An 11,615-nucleotide genomic window follows, 5' to 3' on the forward strand; every position below is an offset into this window, starting at 1 on the left:
CGCACTGACCGCCAAACAAACGGTCATAAAACCGTAGCGTTAACGCAAACCTTTGATTTTGCTTGTGGTCTGTCGCATTGTGCGACCAGCGCCACGGGTATAAACTTCGCAAACTTTACACAGAGGCCACTAACGGTTCCTTTGGAACTGTTCAGTCAGCATGAAACCGATTCAGCTGCCCCTAGGTGTGCGTCTGCGTGACGACGCCACCTTTATCAATTACTACCCAGGCGCCAACGCCGCTGCACTCGGCTATGTCGAGCGGCTTTGCGAAGCCGACGCCGGCTGGACCGAAAGCCTGATCTACCTTTGGGGCAAGGATGGGGTAGGGCGTACGCACCTGTTGCAAGCGGCCTGTCTGCGCTTCGAGCAGATGGGGGAGCCGGCGGTGTATCTGCCGCTGGCCGAACTGCTGGATCGTGGTATAGAAATTCTCGACAACCTCGAACAGTACGAACTGGTCTGTCTGGATGACCTGCAGGCGGTCGCCGGCAAGGCGGACTGGGAAGAGGCGCTGTTCCATCTGTTCAATCGCTTGCGTGACAGCGGCCGACGCCTGCTGATTGCCGCATCGACCTCTCCCCGAGAGTTGCCGGTGAAACTGGCGGATCTCAAATCCCGACTCACCTTGGCGCTGATCTTTCAGATGCGTCCGCTTTCCGATGAAGACAAGTTGCGTGCGCTGCAATTGCGCGCATCCCGTCGTGGTCTTCACCTGACTGACGAAGTGGGGCATTTCATTCTGACGCGGGGCACCCGCAGCATGAGTGCGCTGTTCGAGCTGCTTGAACGTCTCGATCAGGCCTCTCTTCAGGCTCAACGCAAGCTGACGATCCCGTTTTTGAAAGAAACCCTGGGCTGGTAAAACCCGCTGAAACCGAGAGGTTTAGCGGGTTTGGCATATTTCAGGCGCCAAAAAAATCCGCTTTCCTGTCGAGTGACAGGCTGCGTGAATGTTCAAAATGGGCTTAAGCGCTTAGATGTTAACGAGAAACCGAGAAGTCACATAAAGATCGATTGAATTTGCAAATGAGGTTGATAGCGGGCATAGTCTCGGCTTCTTTACAACTATCAGCCACGGTCGTGCCCATGCTAAATCGCTTCGCACCCCTCGTGCCTCTCGCACTCGTTACCCTGTTGTTCGGTTGCGCTGCTCACACACCTGTGACTCAGCAAGCATCGCAACAGCAGGTCAAGAACTCCGCTACAGCCCAGTCTTCTTCTCTTTATCAGGAAGCGCTGGAGCAAGAAGAACAGGCGAACGAAAAAGAGCTCGCCGATTTCGCCGGCGGCAAGTCGTATCAATTGCCGGTTCTGGCCGACAGCATCCTTGAACGTGGCATGTCCCTGATCGGTACCCGTTACCGTTTCGGCGGCACCTCTGAAGCCGGTTTCGATTGCAGTGGCTTCATCGGTTACCTGTTCCGCGAAGAAGCGGGCATGAACCTGCCTCGTTCCACTCGCGAAATGATTAACGTTGACGCCCCTCTGGTCTCGCGCAGCAAGCTTGAGCCGGGCGACCTGTTGTTCTTCGCAACCAACGGCCGTCGCGGTCGCGTCAGTCACGCCGGGATCTACCTCGGCGACAACCAGTTCATCCATTCCAGCAGCCGTCGTAGTGGTGGTGTGCGGATCGATAGCCTGGGTGATAGCTACTGGAGCAAGACTTTCATCGAAGCCAAGCGTGCCCTGGCAATGGCGCCAAACGCGTCGCCAATCGTCACTGCCCGCAAATAAGCGGACAATTTGTAAGGTGAACTTAAAGTCTTACTTGAAGTTTGCCGGATAGCCGCTAGAATTCTGATCTATTAATGATGGCAAACCGCCTGCGTCACACGCAGGCGGTTTTCTTTTCTGCGCTCCCAGCAGAAAAAAGCCGCAGCCAGATCAGGATGTTCTGCTTATGACGATGTCGGCCCGCCTCGCAATCATGTTCCTCGCAGCGCTGCTCAGCGCCTGTGCCAGCCGTACGCCGCCTCCTGCGCCGGTGGTTCGCGCTCCCATCGTTTTCGGTCCATCCCAAGCGTTTTCGCCCGAAGCGGAAGACGTACTGTTTCGCGCCCTTGGTCTCGTAGGCACGCCTTATCGTTGGGGTGGCAATACACCGGATTCGGGTTTTGATTGCAGTGGTCTGATCGGTTATGTGTACCGTGACGTTACCGGTATTTCCTTGCCGCGCACCACCCGCGAGATGATCACGATGCAAGCGGCCAACGTCGGCAAGGAAGGTCTGCAATCGGGTGACCTGATCTTCTTCGCCACCAATGGCGCTTCCCAGGTCAATCATGCCGGGATTTATGTCGGCGAGGGACGCTTCGTCCATGCACCCGCCACCGGCGGCACCGTGAAGCTCGACAGCTTGTCCAAGAACTATTGGCAGAAAGCCTATCTCAGCGCCAAGCGCGTTCTGCAACCGGAGCATCTGGCGCGCAATCGATAATCGCCAGAGGTTGTGGTCATGACCGCTCGCACGCTCAATCTCGATGATGCGTTGTATCAATACCTGCTCGACGTCTCTTTGCGCGAAACGCCGCTGCTCAAGCGCCTGCGCGATGAAACCCAGGCACTGCCCATGGCGCGCTGGCAAGTGGCGCCGGAGCAAGGGCAGTTTCTCGCACTGCTGGTGAAACTCACCGGCGCCAGGCGTGTGCTGGAAATCGGCACCTTCACCGGTTACAGCGCCCTGTGCATGGCGACGGCATTGCCGGATGACGGTTCACTGATCTGTTGCGACGTTCCGGGTGATTACAATGCCACCGCCCGCCGTTACTGGCTCGAGGCAGGGCTGGCCGGGCGAATCGACCTGCGTCTGGCGCCTGCGCTGGAGACGCTTGGCAAGCTGGACCAACCAGGTCAATTCGATCTGATTTTCATCGATGCCGACAAGGCCAACTATCCCGCCTACCTGGAGCATTCGCTGCGTCTGTTGCGGGTAGGTGGGCTGGCGGTGTTCGATAACACCCTGTGGAGTGGCCGGGTTCTTGAGGCAAATCCCGAGAGCAAAGACACCCGTGCGATCCAGGCGCTTAATCGAGCGTTGAAAGATGACGCGAGAGTGGATCTGTCCCTGTTGCCGATAGGCGATGGATTGACGCTCTGCCGCAAACGGTAGTCATCAGCAGGCTGCGATCTTTTGCTGTCTATTTTACAGCCGACACCCGCCACACCTTGTTCCCTACATCGTCGGCCACCAGCAAATCCCCCTGCCGATCAATCACCACACCCACTGGCCGTCCCATGGCTTTTTCTTCGTCATTGAGGAATCCGGTCAGTACATCAATCGGCTGACCGGTCGGTTTGCCTCCGTTGAACGGCACGAAAATCACTTTGTAGCCACTGTGCGGCTTGCGATTCCATGAGCCGTGCTGACCAATGAATGCACCTTGGGTGAACGGTGCTGGCAGTTTGCTGTTTTCGGCAAACGTCAGGCCCAGTGAGGCCGTGTGTGGGCCGACGGCATAGTCCGGCTTGAGGGACTTGGCGACAAGATCCGGATTTTGCGGCTCGACGCGAACATCGACGTGCTGGCCGTAATAGCTGAACGGCCAGCCGTAGAAGGCGCCATCCTGCACCGAGGTGATGTAATCGGGCACCAGGTCGCTGCCGATGTCATCGCGCTCGTTGACGGCGGTCCATAGGGCGCCACTTTGCGGTTCCCAGGCCAGGCCATTGGGGTTGCGCAAGCCTGAAGCGAAAATCCGCTGGTTGCCGGTGGTGCGATCCACTTCCCAGATCGCGGCGCGACCTTCCTCTTTATCCATGCCGTTTTCGGCGACGTTGCTGTTGGAGCCCACGGTGACGTAGAGCTTGCGGCCATCCTTGCTGGCGATGACATTTTTGGTCCAGTGGTGATTCAACGGGCCTCCCGGCAAGTCGACCACTTTGATCGGTGGGGACTTGATTTCGGTATCGCCATGCTCATAGTGAAAGCGCAGCAGGCGGTCCGTGTCGGCCACGTAGAAGTCATTGCCGACCAGTGTCATACCGAACGGTGAATTGAGGTTCTCCAGAAACACGCTGCGGGTTTCGGCGATACCGTCGTGATCCTTGTCCCTCAGCAAGGTGATGCGGTTCGCGCTCGGCACGCCGGCCCCGGCGCGGCCCATCACTTTCTTGGTGATCCAGCCCTTGATGCCACTGCCATCATCGGGTTTGGCCGGGGCGTTGGTTTCGGCCACCAACACGTCGCCGTTTGGCAGTACATAGAGCCAGCGCGGGTGATCAAGGTCTTCGGCAAAAGCCGTCACTTGAGTGCCTGCGGCGGCAATGGGTTTCACGCCCGCAGGCCAGCCGATGGCGGGTGCGATGTTGACTGTCGGGATCAGGGTTTTACTGGGTTCGGGCAGTTGGGGAGATGGGCCGGTGCCGTCGGAGACTTGCAGGCTGGAGGTCTCGCCACAGGCGACGAGCCCTCCAGTGAGGGCGATAACGAAAACGAACGGGGCTGTGCGCATACTGATCTTCCCTATGAATGCCTTGTTCTCATCATAGAGAAGTGTTGCCTTTTGATGGTTCAACCTTCAGCCGTGCGCTTCCTTCAAAAGCACGGCAATACCGGGATGATAGTGGCCGGCTTCGTTGCGCAATTTGCGATAGGCGTAAGGGAAATACCAGGCAACGGCGCAGGTGTTTATTTTTTGCAGGTCATCGACCATGTCCTGGAGCTCTTCTGGCGTAGCACCTTGCTGGGCTTTTTGCGGTGCAGCGAACAGGCAGCCGAGTCTCAGGTCGCTGGCGTGGCTCACGCGTTTGGCGTCGCTGGTGATGTCGAGCAACGCCTGGGTCAGATCGAGACTGTTGACCCGTGGCCAGCGCTGGGTCGCCTGGAAATAGGCACGGGTTTCGGGCGAGGCAAGCAGCAGATCGGCGCGACTGTTGCGCTCGCCGTCTTCGGTTTGCTTGCGCGTTTGCGTGTGTTGCAGCGTGACCATTTCGGCCATCCAGGCGGCGGCTGAAAGCAGTCCCAGATTGGCTTTTTCGTCGTGCCAGTAGGGCGCGTCACCGTCACCGCGCACGGCATTGTAGCGGTCAATACAGTCGAACCAGCGTTCCAGTACCGGGCGCAGGAATTCCAGTTTTGGATTGCTGATGATCATGCCTTGCATGGGGCTCACCCTTGTTATTGTGTTGTGGGTTTGTGGCTATTTGATATCGCTGCTGGGGGCGAGGCACAAGATTGGCGTCAGAATATTGAGCGCCAGTCGATATTCCCATCCGACGTCCCGGCTTTAATTGACGCTCCACCCCCAACCCTCTAACCTTCGCGGCTTGTTTCAGGTGCTCTGTGGCTTGGGTCGACAGAGTGAAACAGGGAAGCCGGTGAATGAGCTCTTCAAACTGTTGAAGGTCATGATCCCGGCGCTGCCCCCGCAACGGTAAATGAGTGAAGACTGAGCTTTGAGCCACTGTATCGAGGGTCGATATGGGAAGGCGCGCAGTCGGGTGCAAACCGCTCATGAGCCCGGAGACCGGCCTGATTCATTCAACGGCATCACGGTGGGCGATGCCAGGCTTGTTGCCTTCTTTTTTTGTGCCTGCCCGCCGTTATTCCCGCCTCAACGGAGAGCTTCCCCATGACTGACACCCCCGATCGTGACGAACGCCACCTGGCGCGCATGCAGCGCAAAAAAGCGGTGATCGACGAACGCATCGCCAATTCCCCGAATGAATGCGGCCTGTTGCTGGTGCTGACCGGTAACGGCAAAGGCAAGAGCAGTTCGGCGTTCGGCATGCTCGCGCGCGCCATGGGCCACGGCATGCAATGCGGTGTGGTGCAGTTCATCAAGGGGCGTAACAGCACGGGCGAAGAGTTGTTCTTCCGCCGTTTCCCGGAGCAAGTGCGTTTCCATGTGATGGGCGAGGGCTTTACCTGGGAAACCCAGGATCGCCAGCGCGACATCGCCGCCGCCGAAGCGGCCTGGGAAGTGTCCCGCGAACTGCTGCGCGATCCGTCCGTCGGCCTGGTGGTGCTCGATGAATTGAACATCGCCCTCAAGCATGGCTACCTTGACCTCGATCAGGTGCTCAGCGATTTGCAGGCGCGGCCGCCGATGCAGCATGTGATCGTCACGGGCCGCGCCGCCAAGCCGGAAATGATCGAGATGGCCGACACCGCCACCGAAATGGGCATGCTCAAGCACGCCTTCCAGGCCGGCATCAAAGCGCAGAAAGGCGTCGAGCTGTGAATCAACCACGTCATTGCCCGGCGGTACTGATCGCCGCGCCGGCCTCCGGTCAGGGCAAGACCACCGTCACCGCCGCGCTCGCCCGTTTGCATCGCAACCAGGGGCGCAAGGTTCGCGTGTTCAAATGCGGGCCAGACTTTCTCGACCCGATGATTCTCGAGCGTGCCAGTGGTGCGCCGGTGTATCAACTGGACATGTGGATGGTGGGCGAGCAGGAAAGTCGCCGTCTGTTGTGGGAAGCCGCCGGCGAAGCCGACCTGATCCTGATCGAAGGCGTCATGGGTTTATTTGACGGAACGCCGTCCAGTGCGGATCTGGCGCGGCACTTCGGTGTGCCGGTGCTGGGCGTCATTGACGGCACCGCCATGGCCCAGACCTTCGGCGCATTGGCGTTGGGGCTGGCGCGTTATCAGCCGGACTTGCCGTTTGCCGGTGTGCTGGCCAACCGCGTCGGTACGTTGCGCCATGCGCAGTTGCTCGAAGGTAGCCTGACCGAGGGACTGCGTTGGTACGGCGCCTTGTCCCGGGAAACCGGAATCGAATTGCCGAGTCGGCACCTCGGTCTGGTGCAGGCCAGTGAATTGAACGATCTCGATGTGCGCCTCGATGCGGCCGCCGATGCCTTGGCCAGCAGTTGCGAGGTGGCGCTGCCGCCCGCAGTGGCGTTCGCGGCGCCGGACGTGATTGACGTCGAACCGTTGCTGGCCGGTGTGCGTATCGCCGTGGCCCGGGACGAAGCTTTTGCGTTCACCTACGGCGCGAGCCTGGACCTGTTGCGGGCGATGGGCGCCGAGTTGTCATTCTTCTCGCCGATCCGCGATAGCGTGTTGCCGGAGGTAGACAGTCTCTATCTGCCGGGCGGTTATCCGGAATTGCACCATGTTGCGCTGTCGAAAAACACCGCGATGCTTGACGCGATCCGTGCACACCACGGGGCAGGCAAGCCATTGCTCGCTGAGTGTGGCGGCATGCTTTATCTGCTCGATTCGTTGACCGATGTCGACGGTGTTCGCGCCGAACTGGTTGGCTTGCTGGCCGGTGATGCGGTGATGCAAAAACGCCTGGCCGCGCTGGCGTTGCAAGCGGTCGAGCTGCCGGAAGGGTCGTTGCGCGGACACACGTATCATCACTCGCTGACCACCACTGAGCTGACGCCGATTGCCCGGGGCTTGAGCCCTAACGGCGGGCGAGGGGCCGAGGCGGTTTATCGTGAGGGGCGGATGACCGCTTCTTATGTGCACTTTTATTTTCCGTCCAATCCCTCAGCGATTGCCGCGCTTTTTGCGCCCGACCTTCAGGACGCCTTCGCTGGCAAGCCCGCTCCTACAAGGGACCACCTCAATCCTGTAGGAACTGGCTTGCCAGCGAAGCGGTCATGACTGACAACACCTTCTCCGAAACCGAGCGCGCAGCGGTCTACCGCGCCATCGCCGAACGTCGCGACATGCGTCACTTCAGCGGCGGCACGGTCGAGCCAGAACTACTCCGACGTCTGCTCGAAGCCGCGCATCAGGCGCCCAGCGTGGGGCTGATGCAGCCGTGGCGCTTTATCCGTATCAGCGATCGGGCTCTACGCGGACAGATTCAGCAACTGGTGGAAGAAGAGCGCATCCGCACCGCCGAAGCCCTCGGTGAGCGCAGCGACGAGTTCATGAAACTCAAGGTCGAAGGCATCAACGATTGTGCCGAGGTGCTGGTCGCCGCGTTGACGGAGGATCGAGAGCGCCATGTTTTCGGTCGGCGCACGTTGCCGGAAATGGACATGGCTTCGTTGTCCTGCGCGATCCAGAACCTGTGGCTGGCATCCCGCGCCGAAGGACTGGGCATGGGTTGGGTGTCGCTGTTCGAGCCACAAGCCCTGGCGGATTTGTTGCAGTTGCCGCCCGGCGCGAAGCCGCTGGCGGTGCTGTGCCTGGGGCCGGTCGAGGCATTTTATCCGGCACCGATGCTGGTGCTCGAAGGCTGGGCGCAGGCGCGTCCGCTGAGTGAACTGTTGTATGAAAATTATTGGGGAGTGAGTCAATGAGTGTGGCGTTGTTGAGTGTCGCCGCGGTTGCGCTGGATGCGCTGCTGGGTGAACCCAAACGCTGGCATCCGCTGGTGGCGTTCGGCCGTTTTGCCGACCGCATCGAACAACGTTTCAACGGTGAAGGTCGCGGCTGGCGCAGCCATGGCGTCACGGCGTGGGTGATCGCCGTGTTGCCGCTGACCTTGTTGGCGACTGCATTTTCCTGGGCGCCTTATGTCGGCTGGATCGTCGAGATTCTCGCGCTGTATTGCGCGCTCGGCATGCGCAGCCTCGGTGAACATGTCGAGCCCGTGGCCAAGGCGCTGCGCAGTGATGATCTTGAGGAAGCACGCAAACGCGTGGGCTATCTGGTCAGCCGCCAGACCAGCGATCTGGATAAAACCGCAGTCGCCCGCGCCGCCACCGAATCGGTACTGGAGAACGGTAGCGACGCGGTGTTCGCGGCGCTGTTCTGGTTTGCCGTGGCCGGTGCTCCCGGCGTGGTGCTCTACCGTTTGAGCAACACGCTGGATGCGATGTGGGGCTATCGTAATGAACGCTTTGAGCGTTTTGGCTGGGCGGCGGCGAAGATCGACGATGTGCTTAATTACATTCCCGCAAGGTTGGTGGCATTGACCTACGCGTTGCTGGGCAAAACCCGGCTGGCGCTGAAGTGCTGGCGCCTTCAGGGCCCGACCTGGGACAGCCCGAATGCCGGTCCGGTGATGGCGGCAGGGGCAGGAGCGCTGGGTGTCGAGTTGGGCGGGGCGGCGATTTATCACGGTGAACTGCATCAGCGTCCTCAACTGGGCGAAGGCCCGCCAGCGGACGCCGACTCCATCGACCGAGGCTGGCAATTGGTCCAGCGCGGGGTATGGTTATGGCTGCTGATTCTCTGCATAGGGGCCGAGTTTTATGCTTGAGCACGGTGGAAGGTTGCGCAAGGCCGCGCTCGAATATTGCATAGACGAAGGTGAGTGGCTGGACCTGTCGACCGGTCTGGCGCCTTGGCCGTTTCCGGTGCCGGAGATTCCAATGCGGGCCTGGGCGCGGCTGCCGGAAGCCGACGACGGTCTGGAGCACGCTGCCTGTGATTACTACGGCACATTGCAGGCATTGCCAGTGGCCGGGTCGCAAATGGCCATCCAGCTGCTGCCGCGTTTGCGTCGCGCAGGCAAAGTCGGCGTGCTGTCACCGTGTTATGCCGAACATGCCGAAGCGTGGCGTCGCAACGGCTACATCGTGCGCGAAGTGGTGGAACAGGAAGTCGACTTCTTTATCGACAGTTTCGACGTGCTGGTGGTGGTCAATCCAAACAATCCCACGGGGTTGAACCTGACGCCTGATCGCTTGCTCGACTGGCACGCGCGGCTGGCCCAGCGCGGTGGCTGGCTGGTAGTGGATGAGGCGTTCATGGACAACACACCGCAGCTGAGCCTCGCGCCGTTTGCCCATCAGGTCGGATTGATCGTGCTGCGTTCCTTCGGCAAGTTTTTCGGTCTGGCCGGGGTGCGATTGGGTTTCGTCCTGGCGGAGCGCAAGTTGCTCAAATTGCTCGCCGAACAAGTAGGGCCGTGGGCGGTGAGCGGGCCGACGCGAACAATAGGGCAGGCATGCTTGCGTGATACCGAAGGCCATGCGCGCCAGCGGGCACGCGCCGAAGTGGCCAGTGAGCGCCTGGCCTCGCTGCTGAAGCAACACGGATTCAACCCTCAGGGCGGCTGCGCCTTGTTCCAGTGGCTGATCACTGATCGTGCCGAAGTCCTTTATGAATTCATGGCCCGGCGCGGCATTCTGCTGCGTCTGTTCACACACAACAGCAGCCTGCGTTTCGGCTTGCCGGGCGCCGAAGCCGATTTCGCACGCCTGGCCGCTGCACTCGAAGCTTTCGCCAAGGAAAACCCATGACGACGTTGATGGTGCAGGGCACCACCTCGGACGCCGGTAAAAGTACGTTGGTAACCGCGCTGTGCCGCTGGGTCACCCGTCAAGGTGTCAGCGTGGTGCCGTTCAAACCGCAGAACATGGCACTCAACAGTGCGGTGACCGCCGACGGTGGCGAGATCGGTCGTGCGCAGGCGGTGCAGGCCCAGGCGGCTAATCTTGAACCACACACCGACATGAACCCCGTGCTGCTCAAGCCGAACAGCGACACCGGCGCGCAGGTGATCATTCATGGTCGCGCCATCACAAGCATGAATGCCGTCACCTATCACGACTACAAAACCATCGCCATGCAAGCGGTGCTGGCGTCCCACGAACGGTTGAGCGCGGCGTATCCGGTGGTGATGGTCGAAGGCGCGGGCTCCCCGGCCGAGATCAATCTGCGGGCCGGCGACATCGCCAATATGGGCTTTGCCGAAGCGGTGGATTGCCCGGTGCTGCTGATTGCCGACATCAATCGCGGCGGGGTCTTCGCGCATCTGGTGGGCACGCTGGAACTGCTGTCACCGAGCGAACAGGCGCGCATCAAAGGCTTCATCATCAACCGTTTTCGTGGCGACATTGCCCTGTTGCAACCGGGGCTCGACTGGCTGGAAGAGCGGACCGGAAAACCGGTGATTGGCGTCCTGCCCTACGTGATGGACCTGCACCTGGAAGCCGAGGACGGCATCGATCAGCGCCAGACCGACAAGGCTGAGCAAGTGCTGAAAGTGGTGGTGCCGGTACTGCCGCGGATCAGCAATCACACCGATTTCGATCCCTTGCGTCTGCATCCGCAAGTCGATTTGCAATTCATCGGCCCGGGCCAGGCGATGCCACCGGCCGACCTGATCATCCTTCCCGGTTCGAAAAGTGTGCGCAGCGATTTGGCGTTTCTGCGTGCCAATGGCTGGGAAAACGCCATCGCCCGGCATCTGCGTTACGGCGGCAAGGTCTTGGGGATTTGCGGCGGTCTGCAAATGCTCGGTGAGCACGTGCACGACCCACTGGGGCTCGAAGGCGCCCCGGGTTCCAGCGCAGGCTTGGGATTGCTGGCGTTCGAAACCGTGCTCGAAGAGCACAAGCAACTACGCAATGTGCGTGGTCGTCTGGCGTTGGAAGATGCGCCGGTGACGGGTTATGAAATTCATGCAGGCGTGACCACCGGCCCCGCGCTGGAAAATGCGGCGGTGTTGCTGGATGACGGTCGTTGCGACGGTGCGCAAAGTATCGATGGGCAGATATTCGGCACTTATCTGCACGGCCTGTTCGAGTCGCCGGCAGCGTGCAGCGCACTGTTGTGTTGGGCGGGTTTGCAGGATGTGCAGGAGGTGGATTACCACGGCTTGCGTGAGCGGGATATCGAGCGGCTGGCGGACCTGGTGGAGACGCATCTGGATACCGAATTACTGCGTCGGCTCTGCGGGATTTGAGATGCCTTTCAAGGCCTCATCGCGGCTAAGCCCGCTCCCGCAGAGAACACCACATAACCCTGTGGG

General features: G+C 60.2%; 12 protein-coding genes and 1 riboswitch. Of the genes, 10 read left to right on the forward strand and 2 right to left on the reverse strand.

The annotated features are described in order from the left end of the window. The first annotated feature begins 160 nt into the window (after window positions 1-160). The 4 genes from hda (at window position 161) to CKW15_RS20135 (ending at window position 3,112) form a co-directional block, all read left to right on the forward strand. A complete protein-coding gene (gene hda / locus CKW15_RS20120; RefSeq protein WP_078470804.1) occupies window positions 161-865 on the forward strand; it encodes a DnaA regulatory inactivator Hda in 705 nt (234 codons plus the stop codon). 224 nt (window positions 866-1,089) lie between these two features. After that, a complete protein-coding gene (locus CKW15_RS20125) occupies window positions 1,090-1,737 on the forward strand; it encodes a C40 family peptidase (RefSeq protein ID WP_095060841.1) in 648 nt (215 codons plus the stop codon). A gap of 166 nt (window positions 1,738-1,903) precedes the next feature. Further along, window positions 1,904-2,440, forward strand: a complete 537-nt coding sequence (locus tag CKW15_RS20130; RefSeq protein ID WP_095060843.1) for a C40 family peptidase — start codon at window positions 1,904-1,906, stop codon at window positions 2,438-2,440. Between the two features lie 18 nt (window positions 2,441-2,458). After that, entirely contained in the window at window positions 2,459-3,112 is a 654-nt protein-coding gene (locus CKW15_RS20135) for an O-methyltransferase (RefSeq protein WP_095060845.1), read from the forward strand. Between the two features lie 28 nt (window positions 3,113-3,140). Here the strand turns inward: CKW15_RS20135 and CKW15_RS20140 are convergent, their stop codons facing one another. Together CKW15_RS20140 and CKW15_RS20145 are read right to left on the reverse strand one after the other, a co-directional pair. Further along, window positions 3,141-4,454: a sorbosone dehydrogenase family protein gene (locus CKW15_RS20140; protein ID WP_095152618.1), complete on the reverse strand. Its 1,314-nt coding sequence runs from the start codon at window positions 4,452-4,454 to the stop codon at window positions 3,141-3,143. 66 nt (window positions 4,455-4,520) lie between these two features. Continuing rightward, entirely contained in the window at window positions 4,521-5,105 is a 585-nt protein-coding gene (locus tag CKW15_RS20145) for a hypothetical protein (protein ID WP_095060849.1), read from the reverse strand. A 153-nt stretch (window positions 5,106-5,258) separates the two neighbouring features. Further along, window positions 5,259-5,492, forward strand: a riboswitch (cobalamin riboswitch). 81 nt (window positions 5,493-5,573) lie between these two features. Between CKW15_RS20145 and cobO the strand changes: the two genes are divergently transcribed. Genes cobO through CKW15_RS20175 form a run of 6 tightly spaced genes read left to right on the forward strand, consistent with a single transcriptional unit; the run spans window position 5,574 to window position 11,549 of the window. After that, window positions 5,574-6,185: a cob(I)yrinic acid a,c-diamide adenosyltransferase gene (gene cobO, locus CKW15_RS20150; protein ID WP_095060851.1), complete on the forward strand. Its 612-nt coding sequence runs from the start codon at window positions 5,574-5,576 to the stop codon at window positions 6,183-6,185. Further along, window positions 6,182-7,564, forward strand: coding sequence for a cobyrinate a,c-diamide synthase (locus CKW15_RS20155; protein ID WP_095060853.1), 1,383 nt, complete (start codon window positions 6,182-6,184; stop codon window positions 7,562-7,564). The genes cobO and CKW15_RS20155 overlap by 4 nt, the downstream gene beginning before the upstream one ends. Next, window positions 7,561-8,211 (forward strand): 5,6-dimethylbenzimidazole synthase, encoded by a 651-nt coding sequence (gene bluB, locus CKW15_RS20160; protein ID WP_095152619.1) that lies wholly within the window; start codon window positions 7,561-7,563, stop codon window positions 8,209-8,211. The genes CKW15_RS20155 and bluB overlap by 4 nt, the downstream gene beginning before the upstream one ends. Then, window positions 8,208-9,116, forward strand: a complete 909-nt coding sequence (gene cbiB / locus CKW15_RS20165; RefSeq protein WP_095060857.1) for an adenosylcobinamide-phosphate synthase CbiB — start codon at window positions 8,208-8,210, stop codon at window positions 9,114-9,116. Before bluB ends, cbiB begins: the two co-directional genes overlap by 4 nt. Continuing rightward, on the forward strand, window positions 9,109-10,101 hold the full coding sequence (gene cobD, locus CKW15_RS20170) for a threonine-phosphate decarboxylase CobD (RefSeq protein WP_095060859.1): 993 nt from the start codon (window positions 9,109-9,111) through the stop codon (window positions 10,099-10,101). Before cbiB ends, cobD begins: the two co-directional genes overlap by 8 nt. Beyond that, entirely contained in the window at window positions 10,098-11,549 is a 1,452-nt protein-coding gene (locus CKW15_RS20175) for a cobyric acid synthase (RefSeq protein ID WP_095152620.1), read from the forward strand. Before cobD ends, CKW15_RS20175 begins: the two co-directional genes overlap by 4 nt. Window positions 11,550-11,615: the final 66 nt, after the last annotated feature.

The organism is Pseudomonas sp. Irchel s3b5 (genome assembly GCF_900187435.1).
Taxonomy (GTDB): domain Bacteria; phylum Pseudomonadota; class Gammaproteobacteria; order Pseudomonadales; family Pseudomonadaceae; genus Aquipseudomonas.

Bases quoted from the DNA above. Each gene is read 5' to 3' on its own strand.
- CKW15_RS20140 (WP_095152618.1), bottom strand. From the start codon at position 4,454: ATGCGCACAGCCCCGTTCGTTTTCGTTATCGCCCTCACTGGAGGGCTC.
- bluB (WP_095152619.1), top strand. From the start codon at position 7,561: ATGACTGACAACACCTTCTCCGAAACCGAGCGCGCAGCGGTCTACCGC.
- CKW15_RS20145 (WP_095060849.1), bottom strand. From the start codon at position 5,105: ATGCAAGGCATGATCATCAGCAATCCAAAACTGGAATTCCTGCGCCCG.
- cobD (WP_095060859.1), top strand. From the start codon at position 9,109: ATGCTTGAGCACGGTGGAAGGTTGCGCAAGGCCGCGCTCGAATATTGC.
- hda (WP_078470804.1), top strand. From the start codon at position 161: ATGAAACCGATTCAGCTGCCCCTAGGTGTGCGTCTGCGTGACGACGCC.
- CKW15_RS20175 (WP_095152620.1), top strand. From the start codon at position 10,098: ATGACGACGTTGATGGTGCAGGGCACCACCTCGGACGCCGGTAAAAGT.
- CKW15_RS20125 (WP_095060841.1), top strand. From the start codon at position 1,090: ATGCTAAATCGCTTCGCACCCCTCGTGCCTCTCGCACTCGTTACCCTG.
- CKW15_RS20130 (WP_095060843.1), top strand. From the start codon at position 1,904: ATGACGATGTCGGCCCGCCTCGCAATCATGTTCCTCGCAGCGCTGCTC.
- cobO (WP_095060851.1), top strand. From the start codon at position 5,574: ATGACTGACACCCCCGATCGTGACGAACGCCACCTGGCGCGCATGCAG.
- CKW15_RS20135 (WP_095060845.1), top strand. From the start codon at position 2,459: ATGACCGCTCGCACGCTCAATCTCGATGATGCGTTGTATCAATACCTG.
- cbiB (WP_095060857.1), top strand. From the start codon at position 8,208: ATGAGTGTGGCGTTGTTGAGTGTCGCCGCGGTTGCGCTGGATGCGCTG.